Origin of the sequence: Streptomyces sp. NRRL S-244 (assembly GCF_000717915.1) — a bacterium.
In the GTDB taxonomy this organism is placed as follows: Bacteria; Actinomycetota; Actinomycetes; order Streptomycetales; family Streptomycetaceae; genus Streptomyces.
This window is the reverse complement of record NZ_JOCX01000002.1, coordinates 1-16,456: the sequence shown is the minus strand read 5'-3', so window position 1 is coordinate 16,456 and position 16,456 is coordinate 1. Positions and strand designations below refer to the sequence as shown.

The 16,456-nt window shown below is 72.0% G+C and carries 9 protein-coding genes; 6 read left to right on the top strand and 3 right to left on the bottom strand.

The window, feature by feature from the left end:
• Positions 1-116 precede the first annotated feature (116 nt).
• From IF02_RS0102310 to IF02_RS0102300, 3 genes are all read right to left on the bottom strand, one after another.
• The gene (locus IF02_RS0102310) at positions 117-1,754 is read right to left on the bottom strand and encodes a peptide ABC transporter substrate-binding protein (RefSeq protein WP_030153379.1); all 1,638 of its coding nucleotides are present in this window, start codon (positions 1,752-1,754) and stop codon (positions 117-119) included.
• Positions 1,755-2,183: 429 nt separating this feature from the next.
• Complete coding sequence (gene typA, locus IF02_RS0102305) at positions 2,184-4,088, bottom strand: translational GTPase TypA (protein WP_030153376.1); 1,905 nt, start codon at positions 4,086-4,088, stop codon at positions 2,184-2,186.
• A 317-nt stretch (positions 4,089-4,405) separates the two neighbouring features.
• Entirely contained in the window at positions 4,406-6,706 is a 2,301-nt protein-coding gene (locus tag IF02_RS0102300; protein ID WP_030153374.1) for an ABC transporter family substrate-binding protein, read from the bottom strand.
• A gap of 350 nt (positions 6,707-7,056) precedes the next feature.
• On the opposite strand from IF02_RS0102300, the gene IF02_RS0102295 reads away from it, so the two are divergent.
• From IF02_RS0102295 to IF02_RS0102265, 6 genes are all read left to right on the top strand, one after another.
• Positions 7,057-7,278 (top strand): hypothetical protein, encoded by a 222-nt coding sequence (locus tag IF02_RS0102295; RefSeq protein ID WP_030153372.1) that lies wholly within the window; start codon positions 7,057-7,059, stop codon positions 7,276-7,278.
• A 149-nt stretch (positions 7,279-7,427) separates the two neighbouring features.
• A complete protein-coding gene (locus IF02_RS0102290; RefSeq protein WP_030153370.1) occupies positions 7,428-8,249 on the top strand; it encodes a hypothetical protein in 822 nt (273 codons plus the stop codon).
• Between the two features lies 1 nt (position 8,250).
• Complete coding sequence (locus IF02_RS0102285; protein ID WP_030153368.1) at positions 8,251-10,170, top strand: fumarate reductase/succinate dehydrogenase flavoprotein subunit; 1,920 nt, start codon at positions 8,251-8,253, stop codon at positions 10,168-10,170.
• Entirely contained in the window at positions 10,167-10,940 is a 774-nt protein-coding gene (locus IF02_RS0102280; RefSeq protein ID WP_030153366.1) for a succinate dehydrogenase/fumarate reductase iron-sulfur subunit, read from the top strand. The genes IF02_RS0102285 and IF02_RS0102280 overlap by 4 nt, the downstream gene beginning before the upstream one ends.
• A gap of 60 nt (positions 10,941-11,000) precedes the next feature.
• Positions 11,001-14,306 (top strand): protein kinase domain-containing protein, encoded by a 3,306-nt coding sequence (locus IF02_RS35865; protein ID WP_158708437.1) that lies wholly within the window; start codon positions 11,001-11,003, stop codon positions 14,304-14,306.
• 112 nt (positions 14,307-14,418) lie between these two features.
• The coding region (locus tag IF02_RS0102265) for a TPM domain-containing protein (RefSeq protein ID WP_051695540.1) at positions 14,419-16,456 on the top strand (2,038 nt) is incomplete at its 3' end.

The window sequence follows — 16,456 nt, the reverse complement described above, 5'->3', positions numbered from 1 at the left end:
ACGTGACGGAACCGTCACTGCGTCGCGAAAGGGCCCCCCGGGCTCTGCATTTAGGCCCGGATGCGGGCCGGCTCCCCGCCGGCCCACATCCGTCGAGCGGAATTACGCTGTGGGACTTACTTCTTGACCTCGACGCCTTCGAGGATCGGGTCGCCGTCCTGGGCGTACTTCACGTTCTGGACCTTCTCCGAGAAGCCCGCGTTGACCTTGTAGTACCAGAGCGGGATCGACGGCATGTAGTTCACCAGGTCCTTCTCGACCTGCTGGTACGCCTTCACCGACTCGTCGAGCGACGGAGCGGTGTCCGCCGCGGCGATCTTGGCGTCCAGGTCGGCGTTGGAGAAGCCACCCTGGTTGCCGCCCGCGCCCGTACGGAACAGGTCGCTGATGAAGTTGGCGTTCACCGGGTAGTCGAGGACCCAGCCGGAGCGGTAGATCGACTTGACCTGCTTGGACTTACGGGCCTGGAGGTCGGCCTGGAAGTCCGGCTTGGCGTCGCCGGTGCACTTGACGCCGGTGGCCTGGGTGATGCTGTTGCAGACAGCGTCGACCCATTCCTTGTGACCGCCGTCCGAGTTGAACTGGATGGAGATCTCGTTGTTCGGAACGCCACCACCGGCGGTGATGAGCTCCTTGGCCTTGGCCGGGTTGAACTTGGTGACGTCACCGGTGGCGTTCGGCGTGTAGCCGAGGACGCCCTTGGCGACCCAGCCCGTGGCCGGCTCGCGGGTGCCCTGGAGCACCGTCTTGGTGATGGTGTCACGGTCGATCGCCATCGACAGACCCTGGATGACCTTGGGGTCGACCGGCTTCGGGGTCTTCCACTGGTCGGCGTAGAACGCGATGGCCAGGGTCTGGACGGCCGAGTAGGCCTGGTCCACGGCGCGGGCACCGAGGTCGTTGCGGTAGACCGGGAGGTCCTTCGGACCGATCTGACGCAGGACGTCGACGTTGCCCGACTTCAGGTCCTCGTAGGCGGTCTCGAGGGTGGAGTAGTTCTTGAGAATCACGCCACCGTTCTTGGCCTTGTTCTCGCCCTTGTAGTCGTCGAAGCGGGTGAGCTCGATCTGCTTCTTGTGCTCCCACGACTTGAACTTGTACGGGCCGTTGCCGACCGGCTTCTCGCCGGCGGCCTTCGGGTCCTTGTAGAAGGACTCGGGCAGCGGGGAGAAGACCTCGTAGCCGAGCTTGTACGCGAAGTACGGAACGGCGTTGGCGAGCTCGATGGTGAAGGTGTTCTCGTCGACGACCTTCAGACCCTCCAGCGCCTCGGCGGTGGGCTTGGCGCCCTCGGCCTCGGGGTGGAGCGCCTCGAAGCCCTTGATGTCCGCGAACCAGGACGCGTTGCCCTGCTTGTTGTTGATGTTCGCGGCCCAGTTCCAGGCCTTGACGTAGGACTCGGCGGTCACCTTGGTGCCGTCGTGGAAGGTCCAGCCCGGCTTGAGCTTGACGGTCCAGAGCTTGCTGTCCTTGGAGTCCACCGACTCGGCGTTCACCATGACGAGCTTGCCGTCGGCGTCGTAGTCGACGAGCTGCGAGAACAGCCCGGACATGACGATCGAGCCGTTGGACTCCATCGTGTCGGCCGGCTGGAGGAGCTTCTCGGGCTCGCCCACCTCGACGGAGTAGATGCCGTTCGGGTCAACTTCACCCTTGCCGGCGGCGTCGCCCTTGTCGTTGCCACCGCAGGCGGTCGCAGCCAGGGCGACGACAATCGCGCCCGCTACCCACTTGGCGCTCTTGGCACCGCGCATGGGTTTCCTCCTCATGAGTCCACTGTTTGATGTGCGGGACACATGGACGTTTCGCCGACACCCCTGACGGCGAGTTGAACAGTGCCCCGAGTGTGCTCGTGAGTCGACGCTCCCCACAGCGTGTGACCCATTGACCCGAGCTCAATGGAGCCATCCTCAGGGACGGCTTGACCGTAAACCACACTTAACTGGTCTCGTTTTCACAACATCACCGCATGGCGAAAACCCGAAATCCGGACAAACGGATAGGAGACAGACACGTGCGAAACGGACTGTTAGTTCATCTTCCGGAGCGTCACGGTCGGTATACGGACACCGTGGACACGGGAACGCAATAATCCGGTTGACAAACGCCAACAACCCCTCCCCCACGAAACCGTGGTGAAGGGGTTGCCGGTGGAACGGCGGCCCGGCCGGGCCGACTTGCCGCTACTTCGCGGACTTGGCGCGCGACGCGGTGCGCGAGCGCTCCTTCTGGTCCAGGACGACCTTGCGGATGCGGACGGCCTCCGGGGTCACCTCGACGCACTCGTCGTCGCGGCAGAACTCCAGGGACTGCTCCAGGGAGAGCTTGCGGGGCGGAACCACGTTCTCCGTGTTGTCCGCGGAAGCCGCACGCATGTTGGTGAGCTTCTTCTCCTTGGTGATGTTCACGTCCATGTCGTCGGAGCGCGAGTTCTCGCCGACGATCATGCCCTCGTACACCTCGGTGCCGGGGTCGGTGAACAGGACGCCGCGCTCCTGCAGGTTGATCATCGCGAACGGCGTGACCGCACCGGCGCGGTCGGCGACCAGCGAACCGTTGTTGCGGGTGACCAGCTGGCCGAACCACGGCTCGTGGCCCTCGTGGATCGAGTGCGCGATACCCGTACCGCGGGTGTTGGTCAGGAACTCCGTGCGGAAGCCGATGAGGCCGCGCGACGGGACGACGAACTCCATGCGGACCCAGCCGGAGCCGTGGTTCGACATGTTGTCCATGCGGCCCTTGCGGATGCCCATGAGCTGCGTGACCGCACCCATGTGCTCCTCGGGCACGTCGATCGTCATGCGCTCGACCGGCTCGTGGACCTTGCCGTCGATCTCCTGCGTGACGACCTGCGGCTTGCCGATGGTCAGCTCGAAGCCCTCGCGGCGCATCTGCTCGACCAGGATGGCGAGCGCGAGCTCACCGCGGCCCTGGACCTCCCAGGCGTCGGGACGCTCGGTGTCGAGGACGCGCAGCGAGACGTTGCCGACCAGCTCGCGGTCGAGGCGGTCCTTGACCTGGCGGGCGGTGACCTTGCGGTCCTTGACCGCGGACTTCGCGTCCGCGCCCTTGCCCGTGCCGCCGCGGCCGACCAGCGGCGAGGTGTTCGTACCGATGGTCATGGAGATCGCCGGCTCGTCGACCGAGATCAGCGGAAGCGCGATCGGGTTCTCCGGGTCGGCCAGGGTCTCGCCGATCATGATGTCGGGGATGCCGGCGACCGCGCAGATGTCACCCGGGCCCGCCACCTCGGCCGGCTTGCGGGTGAGCGCCTCGGTCATCATCAGCTCGGTGATGCGGACGTTGGACATGCTGCCGTCACGCTTGATCCACGCGACGGTCTGGCCCTTGCGCAGCTCGCCCTGCTCGACGCGGAGCAGCGCGATGCGGCCGAGGAAGTTGTCGGCGTCCAGGTTGGTGACGTGGGCCTGGAGGGGGGCCTCCTCGTCGTACACCGGGGCGGGGACGTGCTCCAGGATGGTGGAGAAGAACGGCTCCAGGCTGTCGCTGTCCGCGGGGACGGTGCCGTCCTCCGGCTTGGTCAGCGAGGCGATGCCGTCACGGCCGCAGGCGTAGACGATCGGGAACTCGATCTGCTCCTCGGTCGCGTCCAGGTCCAGGAAGAGGTCGTACGTCTCGTTGACGACGTCGTCGATCCGGGAGTCCGGGCGGTCCGTCTTGTTGATGCACAGGATGACCGGCATCTTCGCCTGCAGGGCCTTGCGCAGGACGAAGCGGGTCTGGGGCAGCGGACCCTCGGAGGCGTCCACCAGCAGGACGACGGCGTCGACCATCGACAGACCGCGCTCGACCTCGCCACCGAAGTCGGCGTGGCCGGGGGTGTCGATGATGTTGATCGTGATCGGGGCCCCGCCGTCCTTGGGGTGATACTTCACCGCCGTGTTCTTGGCGAGGATCGTGATGCCCTTCTCACGCTCCAGGTCGTTCGAGTCCATCATGCGGTCGTCGAGGTGCTGGTGGGCGGCGAAGGCACCGGCCTGCTTGAGCATGGCATCGACGATGGTCGTCTTGCCATGGTCGACGTGGGCGACGATGGCGACGTTACGGATGTCGTGGCGCGTGGGCACTTCGGCGCTTCTCCCGGGATCGTGGATGGCGGCGCGTACGGTCCGGCACGCGCGCCTCGACCGGGCGGAAAACCTGCCACGGCCTTACCCCATCGTACGTCGCGTGGCGGGAACCGCCCGCCGGGGGGTCTGTCAAGAGGCCGGAAGGCTGAGGAGGGCCGGGTACGGGGTGGGGGGTTCCCGGCCGTGGGTACTGCGGGTATTGCCGCGGGTCAACGGGTATGGAACGACCTTGCCCGCCGGAGAACCGGCGGGCAAGCGACTTGAGTCACATCTGAGCTTGGGAGCCGAACCTCAACCCGTCAGGCCCCGTTTTGTCACTTCTTCTTCTTCGGCTCTTCCTTCGCGGCCGGCGGCTTCTTCCAGCCGATGTCCTGGAAGCGGGGGGTGCCGAGGCCGAAGGCGCCGGCATTGGCCAGGCTCGGCTTGGCGGCCACCAGCTCGGGGCGCTGGAAGAGCGGGATGGACCCGGCGGCGGCCCAGATCCGGGCGTCCGCCTTGCGCATCAGCTCGCGCGAGGCCTCCTCGTCCAGCTCGCCGAGCGCCTGGTCGAAGAGCTGGTCGATGTGGTCGGTGCCGACGCGGGTGTAGTTCTGTTCGACGAGGAGCGAGCCGTCGGCGGCCGGCTCCGGCTTGGCGAAGATCGGGCGGGCGTCGGTGGCCGGGTAGGCCGTCGCCGGCCAGGAATAGAGGGCCAGGTCGTACTGGCCCGAGGCGATGTGGTCCTTGAAGAAGCTCTCGTCGGCGACCTTGGTCACCTCGGTGTTCACGCCGACCTTCTTGAGCATCTGGGCGATCCGCTCGCCGACCGTGCGCAGGGCCTCCGAGCCGGGTCCGGCCGGGAGGACGAAGCGCAGGTTGAGGGCCTTGCCGTCCTTGGCGAGCATGTTTCCGGAGTTGCGGACCTGCTTGGCCGGGGCCGGCGCCGGGGAGGCGCTGGCGGCCTTGCCGGGACCGGGCGCCTCGCCGTCGCGGGCGGGACCGCGCTTGTCGTCGTCCACGGCACCCGGGTCGGCGGCCTCGCCCTCCTGGCCCGACGGGTCGATCCGCTCGCCCCGCTCGCCCTGGGGAGACGTTTCCCCACCCGTCTTGATCGCGGACTCCACCACCGGGATGCCCCGCTCCAGGCTGTCCCCGTTGCGCCCGTCGGTCTCGCCCACGATGTACAGGCCGTCGTTGCCGGTGCCCGGGCCCGAGGGGGTCTTCGAGTCGTCCTGGCCCTCCTCCCCCTCCGGTCCGGCCTTCGCGCCCTCCGGCTCGGTGAGCTTGCCGCCCCGGCGCCAGCCCGCGTCCGCGAGCAGGGCCTGGGACGCCTGGAGGTCCTTGCCACCGAGCGCGTCGCTGTTGTCGGCGTACGCCCGCTGCCCCGCCAGTGCCACGTGGCTGCCGACCGGCTTCGCCGGGAGGCCCAGGGGCTTCAGTACGATCTCGGCCAATTCCTTGCGGTCCAGGGCCCGGGCCACCGCCCGCCGGACCCGCTCGTCGGCCAGCGGGCCGGAGGCCCCGTTCATGGCGAGCTGCGTGTAGGCCGGCTCCAGGGACTTGCGGACCATGAAGGAGCGCAGGGCCGACTGCTCGTCCGCGTACTTCGTGGCCGCCTCGGCGTTCTGCGCCCGGGTCTCGCGCTCCGTCGCCGCCTTGCCCTCGTCGGAGCCGTACGCGATCGCCCACGACAGGGTGGCCTGCGCCGGGGTCATCGCCGCGCCCGGTCCGTGCGCCGGGGCCCCGCCCGGGCCCGGGCTGCGCGCCGCGTCCCGGTGGGCCAGCGCGATCCGGTCGGCGCCCGCGCGGTCGATCTCCGCCAGGTCCACCTTGCCCGCGGCCAGCGCCGCGGGGCGCTCGGCGCGGGGCACCGCGGTCAGGACCAGCGAGTCCAGCTTGGCCGGCCGGCCCCACCAGCGGGCGTTGCGGGTCAGGGCGGCGGTGCCGGTCTTCTTGTCGATGGCCCCGAGGTTGAACGGCCCGGCGGTGACCTTGATGGTGCCGCGGGCGCCCTCGTTGAAGGCGTCCGGGGTGCCGGTGACCTGCTTGGGGTAGAGCGGCGAGAAGAGGGAGCGCCAGTCGGTGTACGGCTTGGTGAAGGTGACCTTGACCTCCAGGTCGGTCTTGCCGCGCTCGATCTTCTCGATCCGGTCGTACCCGGCGTTGCGGGCCGTCCAGTACGCCGAGTCCTTGCCGTTCAGGGCCCGCCACTGCGCCACGAAGTCGGCGGCGCCGATCTCGCGGCCGTCGCTCCACACCGCCTGCTGGTTCAGCTTGTACAGGACGACCTGCTTGGGCTCGCGCTCGACGACCTCGGCCTTCTCCAGGTAGTCCGGGTTGGCGACCGGCCGGCCCTTGTCGTCGAGGACGAACAGCTGCGGCAGCACCGCCCCGGCGATCCGGGTCGTGGTGGCGTCCGCGTCGGCCTGGAAGGTGTTCAGGGTGTCCGGGAGGGAGTCCACGGCCCAGCGCAGCACGCCGCCGTCGGCGACCTTGTCTCGGGCCGTCGCCGCGATGTCCTGTCCGGCGGCCACCGGGCCGCCCTCGTCGTCACCAGAGCCGCAGCCCGCGAGCAGCGGCAGTGCGAGGACTCCCGAGGTCAGGAGCGCCAAGGACCTGCGCCTTCTCTGGGACATGGGTGGTACCTCCGGGGCGGGGCGTGAAAGGGGGCAGCTTGATCACGTTTGGCGGTATATGGAGCTGATCACACTGGGTGCCGCAACACACTGAAATCCACAGCTCGCCGCACCTCTCGCAGCCGACCCTCGCCACGCCGCGAACCCCACCCGTGCGGACCAATCCGGCTTGCGCCGCGGACGGGCGTTCGCTCGTAAGAGGGACCAGACTGGGAGCAGGGAGGGGCGCACAGATTGCGCCTGCGCGCCCGCAATCGCTGCACGTCCCTTCACAACCGGGGACGGGAGGCGCGACACTCGCAGGCGCACATGAGCGTTGCCACCGCAACCAGCGGAAGTGAGGGCAAGTCATGTCCCTGCAAGACGATTTGACCGCCGTACGACGCAACCTGAACGAGCTGGTCCGCTCGGTGGAACGGCTGGAGCAGGACATCGCCCGGCAGTCTCCGGCCACCTCTCGGGCCCCACGGCAGGAGGGGATGGTCTCCGTCCCGGACGCCCCGTACGACAGCTCGCTGTGGAAGGACGTCGACGACGAGGGTCTCGGCGCCCGCGACCGCCGGGCACCCTGACCCGGCGGGCGCACCCGCGCACCGCACCGCACCAATGCACCGGTGCACCCGCGCGACCGCACCCCCGCACAGCCCAGCACCCCACCCGGCCCAGCCGTCCGCGGCTGGGCCTCGTGGGTCACCCCTCATCACTCCACCCGGAGTCCCCTTTGGCCACAGGCACGGAACCACCCCGGCAGCTGACCGGCGTCCACGACGCCTCCCGGGCCGCGATCCCCGCCCGGCACCTGCGCACCGACCGGTGGTGGCTGGCCCCCGCCGTCACCGCGGCCGGGCTGCTCGCCTTCATCGTCTACTCGACCTGGCGGGCCTTCGCGAACGCCGACTACTACGCGGCCCCGTACGTGTCCCCGTTCTATTCCCCGTGTCTCGCGGAGAACTGCCAGGAGATGCGCGGCGGCCCGAACCTGGACCTGTTCGGCAGCTGGTGGGGCCTGTCCCCCGCCCTGCTGATCCTGGTCTTCCCGCTCGGCTTCCGGCTGACCTGCTACTACTACCGCAAGGCGTACTACCGCGGCTTCTGGGCCTCGCCGCCCGCCTGCGCCGTCGCCGAGCCGCACGCGAAGTACACCGGCGAGACGCGCTTCCCGCTGATCCTCCAGAACATCCACCGGTACTTCTTCTACGCGGCGCTGCCGGTCGCGGGCATCCTCACGTACGACACGGTGCTGACGTTCCGCAACGACCGGTACGAGTGGGGCCACATGGGTCTCGGGACGCTGCTGTTCCTCGTCAACATCGCGCTGATCTGGGCCTATACGCTCTCCTGCCACTCCTGCCGGCACATCATGGGCGGCCGCCTGCGCCACTTCTCCAAGCACCCGGTGCGCTACCGGCTGTGGGGCTGGGTCAGCAGGCTCAACACCCGCCACATGCAGCTCGCGTGGGCCTCCCTGATCAGCGTCGCCCTGTGCGACTTCTACGTGTACCTGCTGGCCAGTGGCACCTTCACCGATCCGAGGTTCTTCTGAGATGGCTCAAGTCGACCGGCAGCAGTGGGACGTGGTCGTGGTCGGTGCGGGCGGCGCCGGACTGCGGGCCGCGATCGAGGCCCGCGAGCGGGGCAAGCGCACGGCCGTGATCTGCAAGTCCCTGTTCGGCAAGGCCCATACGGTGATGGCGGAGGGCGGGATCGCCGCCTCCATGGGCAACGTCAACGAGGGCGACAACTGGCAGGTGCACTTCCGCGACACCATGCGCGGCGGGAAGTTCCTGAACCAGTGGCGGATGGCGGAACTCCACGCGAAGGAGGCTCCCGACCGGGTCTGGGAGCTGGAGACCTGGGGCGCGCTCTTCGACCGCACGCCCGACGGGAAGATCTCCCAGCGCAACTTCGGCGGCCACGAGTACCCGCGCCTCGCGCACGTGGGCGACCGGACCGGCCTGGAGCTGATCCGCACCCTCCAGCAGAAGATCGTCCAGCTCCAGCAGGAGGACTTCAAGGAGTTCGGGGACTACGAGGCCCGCCTCAAGGTCTTCCAGGAGTGCACGGTCACCAGGGTGTTGAAGGACCGCGGTTCCAAGGACGGGCAGAGGGTCTCGGGGGCCTTCTGCTACGAGCGCGAGTCCGGCCGGTTCTTCGTCCTGGAGGCCCCGGCGGTGGTCCTGGCCACGGGCGGGATCGGCAAGTCCTTCAAGACCACGTCCAACTCCTGGGAGTACACCGGCGACGGCCACGCGCTGGCCCTGCTCGCCGGGGCGCCTCTGCTGAACATGGAGTTCGTGCAGTTCCACCCGACCGGCATGGTCTGGCCGCCCTCGGTCAAGGGCATCCTCGTCACCGAGTCGGTGCGCGGCGACGGCGGGGTGCTGCGCAACAGCGAGGGCAAGCGGTTCATGTTCGACTACGTCCCGGACGTCTTCAAGGAGAAGTACGCGGAGTCCGAGGAAGAGGGCGACCGCTGGTACGAGGACCCGGACCACAACCGGCGCCCGCCCGAGCTGCTCCCCCGCGACGAGGTGGCCCGGGCCATCAACTCCGAGGTCAAGGCGGGCCGCGGCTCCCCGCACGGCGGGGTGTTCCTCGACGTGTCCACCCGGATGCCGGCCGAGCGGATCAAGCGGCGGCTGCCCTCCATGTACCACCAGTTCAAGGAGCTGGCGGACGTGGACATCACCGCCGAGCCGATGGAGGTCGGCCCGACCTGCCACTACGTGATGGGCGGGATCGCGGTGGACTCCGACACCGCCGCCACCGTCGGGGTCCCCGGCCTGTTCGCGGCCGGCGAGGTCGCGGGCGGCATGCACGGCTCGAACCGGCTCGGCGGGAACTCCCTCTCCGACCTGCTGGTGTTCGGCCGGCGGGCCGGACTGCACGCGGCCGAGTACGCCGACGGCCTCGCCGGGGCGCCGCCCGCGGTCTCCCAGGCGGAGATCGACGCGGCAGCGGCGGAGGCGCTGGCCCCGTTCCACGCCGCCGAGGGCGCGGAGAACCCGTACACGCTCCACCAGGAGCTCCAGACGACCATGAACGACCTGGTCGGGATCATCCGCCGCGAGGGCGAGATGGCCGAGGCCCTGGAGAGGCTGGCGGGTCTGCGCGTACGGGCGGCCCGGGCCGGCGTCGAGGGGCACCGGCAGTTCAACCCGGGCTGGCACCTCGCCCTGGACCTGCGGAACATGCTGCTGGTCAGCGAGTGCGTGGCCCGCGCGGCCCTGGAGCGGACCGAGAGCCGCGGCGGGCACACCCGGGAGGACTGCCCGTCGATGGAGCGCACCTGGCGCCCGGTGAACCTGCTGTGCCGTCCGGTGGAGCCGGCGCCGCAGGATCCGGCCGCCGACCGGATCTCCCTCGTCCGGACCCGAACCGAACCCATCCGCCCCGACCTGCTCGCGCTCTTCGAGAAGGAAGAGCTGGTCAAGTACCTCGCCGAAGAGGAGCTGTACGAATGAGTACGTACGACGCGAGCTTCCGGATCTGGCGGGGCGACGCGGAAGGCGGGGAACTGCGGGACTTCACCGTCGAGGTGCACGACGGCGAGGTGGTCCTGGACATCGTCCACCGGCTGCAGGCCACGCAGGCCTCGGACCTCGCGGTGCGCTGGAACTGCAAGGCGGGCAAGTGCGGTTCGTGCAGTGCGGAGATCAACGGCCGGCCGCGGCTGATGTGCATGACGCGCATGTCCACCTTCGAACGGTCCGAGACGATCACGGTCACGCCGCTGCGCGCCTTCCCGGTCGTCCGGGACCTGGTGACGGACGTGTCGTTCAACTATCAGAAGGCGCGCGAGGTGCCCGCCTTCGTGCCGCCGGAGGGGGTGGCTCCGGGCGCGTACCGGATGCAGCAGGTGGACGTGGACCGCTCACAGGAGTTCCGGAAGTGCATCGAGTGCTTCCTGTGCCAGGACACCTGTCACGTGGTGCGCGACCACGAGGAGAACAAGCCCGCCTTCGCCGGTCCCCGCTTCCTGATGCGGGTGGCGGAGCTGGACATGCACCCGCTGGACGCGGCGGCCGAGGCGGGCCTGGACCGCAAGCGCACGGCTCAGGAGGAGCACGGGCTCGGCTACTGCAACATCACCAAGTGCTGTACGGAGGTCTGCCCGGAGGGCATCAAGATCACCGACAACGCGCTGATCCCGCTGAAGGAGCGGGCGGTGGACCGCAAGTACGACCCGCTGGTGTGGCTGGGCAACAAGATCCGCAGGCGCGCTGATCTGTAGCACCCCCGGCCGTTCACTTCGCAGGACACAATGCCCCCTGGGAAAACGTCGCATGACGTGATGTCAGGGGGCTCTGCGGTGCGGGTGGGGGACGAACTGGCCGGCCGGTACCGGCTGGAGCAGCGGCTCGGCCAGGGCGGCATGGGCGAGGTGTGGCGCGGGCACGACCTGATGCTGGACCGGTCCGTGGCGGTCAAGGTGCTGCTGGAGGCGGCCACGAACGACGAGGTGGTCGCGCGGTTCAGGCGCGAGGCCACGATCGGGGCACGGCTCCAGCACCCCGGGATCACCGTGGTGCACGACGTGGGGCAGCAGGACGGGCGGCTGTTCATCGTGATGGAGCTCCTCTCCGGCGAGGACCTGGCCACGGTGCTGGCGCGGGACGGCAGGCTCGCCGTGGACCTCGCGGTGGAGCTGGCCGCGCAGACGGCGGAGGCGCTGGCCGTCGCGCACGGACAGGCCGTGGTCCACCGGGACCTGAAGCCGGGCAACCTGTTCCTGCTGCCGGGCCGGCGGATCAAGATATGCGACTTCGGCATCGCGCACTCCGCGGACGCGACGGCGGGCTGGACGGTCACGGGCCGGATCATCGGCACCCCCGCGTACATGGCGCCGGAGCAGTGGCGGGGCGAGCGGGTGGGCCCGCGGTGCGATCTGTACGCGCTGGGGTGCGTGCTGTACGCGCTGGTGAGCGGGGCGCCCCCGTTCGGGCAGACCGAGGGGCCGTACGTCCTGATGCACCGGCACGTCGCCGAGGCGCCGCTCCCGCTGCGCGAGGCGGGGACGCCGGTTCCGGCCGAGCTGGACCGGCTGGTGCTGGCTCTGCTGGCGAAGGACCCGGCGGACCGGCCGGAGTCGGCGGAGGCGGTGGGCAAGGCCCTCCGGGCGCTGCACGGCCTTCGCGGGGACGAGGACGGGGACGGCCCGGGGACGGCGTACACCCCGACCGGCCGGGGGCCGGGGCCGGTGTCCGGGGCGGTGTCCGGAGCGGAAGCCGGGGCGGAAGCCGGGGCGGTGGCCGGGTCGGAGGCCGGGGCGGTGTCCGGGGTGGAAGCCGGGGCGGTGTCCGGGGTGGAAGCCGGGGCGGAAGCCGGGGTGGCGGTCGCTTCCGGGGCGGGCGACGGTGTGGGTTCCGGGGTGCGTGAGTTCGTACGGGGGCTGCTCGTCGAGGCGGAGGACGCGCTGCGGGAGCTGCCGGGTGGCGACGACGCCCGCGTCGAGGTGCTGGCCATCGCCGCCGACGCCGCGGCCCGCTTCGACGCGGACCTGGCGGCCCGGCTGCTGGCCGACGCCGAGAGCGCGGCGTGGTCCGACGGTGGCGGCGACGGGGCCCGCGTGGCCCGGCTGCTGACGGCGCTGGCCCGGGCCACCGCCCCGCACGCCCCGGCGCGGGCCCGGCGGCTGCTGACCGATGCGCAGCAGGCGCTGTTCACGGTGCCCGGCTCCCGGCGGGAGGGTCCGCTGCGCGCACTGGCGGAGGAGCTGGTCAAGGTGGCCCCCGGGCAGGCCTCCCAGATCGCCGGGTACCACCTCGGCGGGCGCCCGGCCCCCGGCGGGCTCCGCGCCCGGATCGAGGCGGCCCTCGCCGCGGAGCGGCCCGAGGAGGCCGAGCAGCGGCTGACCCGGATCCAGGACCCGGGCCAGCGCGCGGCCGCCACGTACGACACGGTGCTGGCCGTCGCCCCGCGGGACCTGGAGAGCGCCCTGCGCCTGAGCGAGCGGATCGGCTCCGCCGGGGCCCGGCTGCTGGCGCTGTGTCAGGTGGCGCGCGACCGCGCCGGGGCCGGGGACGCGGCGGGCGGGGCCCTGGCGCTGGAGCAGGCCGAGGAGGAGCTTCCGCGGTTCCTGGAGGAACGGGCCGCCTGGCTGCGCGAGGAGGCGGCGCACCACGCCGGACAGGGGCGGGTCGCAACGTCCGAACAGCTGCGCACCCAGGCGGCCGCCCTGCTGAGCCACCGCCCGGAAGAGGCCGCCGACGAGAAGGCCGGCCACGCCCTGTCCGCGCTGGCCGAGGCCCGGGCCCACGTCCGGCGGGCGGCCCTGCCGCCGCTGGACCCGGCGGCGGCGCGGGAGCACGCGTACGCCGCCCGCAGCCTGCCCGACCCGGGGCCACGGGCCCGCGCGCTGGCCCGTGCCGCGCGGGAGTGCCTGCCGACGGACCGGATGCCCTGGCTGGCGGAGGCGGCCGACGGCGCGGGAACCCCTCCGCCGCCCGGCACGACGGCCCTGGGCGGCCCGGACTCGGGGCCCGCGGTGGCCCCCGGGGCGCACGTCCGACGCGTGGGCCAGGGGTCCGTGGCGCCGTCGTCGCTCCCGCCCGCGGCTCCCGGGACCCGCGCCTGGCACACGAGCGCGCGGCCCGACGCCCTCTGTGCCGCCGGGGCGCACGTGGTGTGGCGGTCGGGGATCGAGGTGGGCTGCGTACGGGCCGACACGGGCACGACCCGCTGGACGGCGTACGCCGACGAGGGCACGGCCGCGCCGCCGCTGCCCGGGGCCGGGCGGGTTCTGGTGTCCTGCGTGGCGGACGCCGCCACCGTGTACGTCAACGTACGCCGGGACGGCGAGCCGGGCGTACGGGTCGTGGCGCGCGAGCCGCACGACGGGCGGGTGCGGTGGTGGCGGGACCTGCCACAGGAGCGGCCGCTGCGGACCGCGGGGCCGGTGCTGGTGCACGGGGCGCCGGGCGACCTGACCGCGCTGCGGGCGGCGACGGGCGAGATCCTGTGGCGGCGCGCCGTGCGGGACACCGCCACCCGGTCGCTCGCCGCGGTGGGCGACCGTCTGGTCCTCGCGGACGACCGGGAGTTCCAGGCGCTGGACCTGGCGAACGGGCGGCAGGTGTGGTCACGGCGCCGGGACCGGCCCGCCGTCCGCGCCGTCCAGGGCCAGCCCGTCCACGTCCTGGACGGGGACCACCTCCTCGCGCTGGAACGCGACACCGGCCGGGAAATGTGGCGGTTCAGGCTGGGCGATCCGGCGGAGCGGCTGCTGATCGAGGGCGACACCGTGTACGCGGCGGCGTACCGCCCGCAGCAGCGCGCGGACCTGGTGTTCGCACTCGACGCGCGGACGGGGGCGCTGCGCTGGCAACGGTCGCTGACGCGGCGCGAGGGCACGGTGTGCGCGCTCGAACTGCTGGGCCGCCGGCCGGGCGGGCTCTACGTGAAGGCCTCCGGTGGCGGCCGCCGCTGGAGGCTGATCGGGCCGGAGGACCTGTTCATCGCAGTCCTGGACCCGGCGACGGGCAAGCGCCGCCGCCTGTGGGAGGACCTCACGCTCACCCTCACCCTCGACGAAGTCCTCCTGGTCGCCGACCACCTCGTCGTCTCCCGCCCCAGCCTCTCGGCTCGGGCCTTGCCCTGACCCGGCCCCCGCCGCCCTCGCCGCCTGCCCCGGGCGGCGGGGTCGTGCGGGGACGGTCCCGGGTGCGGCGCGGGTGCGGAGCGGACGATCCGCCCATACCCTCCCAAATGTGATGCCGCCCAGGAGCAGGTCGAAGCGACGCACCACCGCCGGGATATCCGTACGGGCCGGGCTCGTCCTGGCCGCCGCGCTGCTGGGGCTCGGCGGCTGGGGGGTGGCCGGGGCGCCGGCCGCCCGGGCCGAGGATCCCGTCACGCTGTCCGGGCAGGGGCAGATCACCGACCGCGTGGGCGCCCTCGGCGACCGGACGGCCGCCGTCACCACCGCGCTGGACAGGCTGTACGCCGGCCACCGGATCCAGCTCTTCGTGACGTACGTGCACGATTTCTCCGGGCGTTCCGCGCAGAGCTGGGCGGACGCCACCGCGCAGAAGAACGGCCTGGGCCAGGACGACGTGCTGCTGGCGGTGGCGACCGGGGCCCGCCAGTACGCCTATTCGGCCGATGTCGACTCCGGTTTCACCGCGGCGCAGCTCGCGGACGTCGCCCGCACGGCCATCGAGCCCGCGCTGAAGCAGAACGACTGGGCGGGCGCGGCGATCGGCGCCGCCGACGGGTACGGGGCCGTGCTCGACGGGAAGCCCGTACCGTCGCCGGCCATCACGCCCGGCGTGGCGAACCCCGGCGGCGGCGCGGAGGAGGACGGCGGGGCCGGGGACTACGTGCTCCCGGTGGTCGTCGTCGGCGCGGCGGGCGCCCTCGGGGCGTACGCGTACAGCCGCCGCAAGCGCGGGGGCGGCCGGGGCGGCGGCTCCGGCAAGACCACGGGCTGGGGCGAGCAGCCCGCGACCACGACCGCGCTCCCGCTGCCCGAACTGGACGCCAAGACCAAGACCCTGCTGGTGGAGACCGACGACGCGATCCGTACGAGCAACGAGGAGCTCGGCTTCGCGTCCGCGCAGTTCGGCGACGAGGCGGTGGGCACCTTCACCGCGGCCGTGGCCTTCGCGCAGAGCGAGCTGACGGCCGCGTTCCGGCTGCGCCAGCAGCTCGACGACGCGTACCCCGAGGACGATCCGACGCGGCGGCGGATGCTGGACGAGATCGTGGCCCGCTGCACCGAGGCGAACCGGCGGCTCGACGCCGAGTCGGCGGACTTCGACCGGCTGCGGGACCTGGAGAAGAACGCCCCGCAGGCGCTCGCCACGGTGGAGGCGCACTTCCGCGCGCTGACGGGCCGTACGACGACGGCCCGGGCGACGCTGACCGCGCTGGCCGGGCGCTACGCGGACTCGGCGGCCGCGCCGGTGGCCTCCAACGCCGAACAGGCCGAGGACCGGCTGCTGTTCGCGACGACCAGCCTCGGCGAGGCGCGGGCGGCGATCGACGGCGGCGACAGCGGGAAGGCGGCCGTGCACGTACGGGCCGCCGAGGGCGCGGTGGACCAGGCGGCGACGCTGGTCGACGCGGTGGAGCGGCGGGCGCAGGAGCTGGCGGAGGCGGCGGGGAAGCTGCCCGGGGCGCTCACGGAGACGGACACCGACCTCGCGGATGCGCGCGGCCTGCTGACCGGCACCGCGGAGGGGGCCTCGACGGCGGACCTGCGCGGCCGGATCGGCCGGGCGGAGGCGGTCCTGGCGGACGTACGGCGGGAGCAGGCGGCCGGCCGGTACGACCCGATCGACGCCCTGCGCCGGGTGGAGGAGGCCGATGCCGTCCTCGACGAGGCGCTGGCCGGGGCCCGGGAGCGCGAGACGGGGAGCCGGCGGGCGGCCGCCCTGCTGGACCAGGCGATGCTCTCGGCGCGCAGCGCGATCGGCGCGGCGACGGACTACGTCACCACCAGCCGGGGCGCGGTCGGCAGCCAGGCCCGTACCCGGCTCGCGGAGGCGCAGCGGCACATGGAGCGGGCGGCGGCCCTGGCGGGCTCGGACCCGGCGGGCGCGCTGGCGGAGGCGCAGCGGGCGGACGGGCTGGCGCGGCAGGCACAGGAGTTGGCGGAGCAGGACGTACGGGCGTACGAGAACCCGTACGGCGGGCAGCGGCAGCAGCGCGGGGGCATGGGCGGCGCGGTCCTCGGCGGGATCATCCTGGGCGAGATCCTGGGCGGCGGCCGGGGCGGGGGCGGCGGGTTCGGGGGCGGATTCGGGG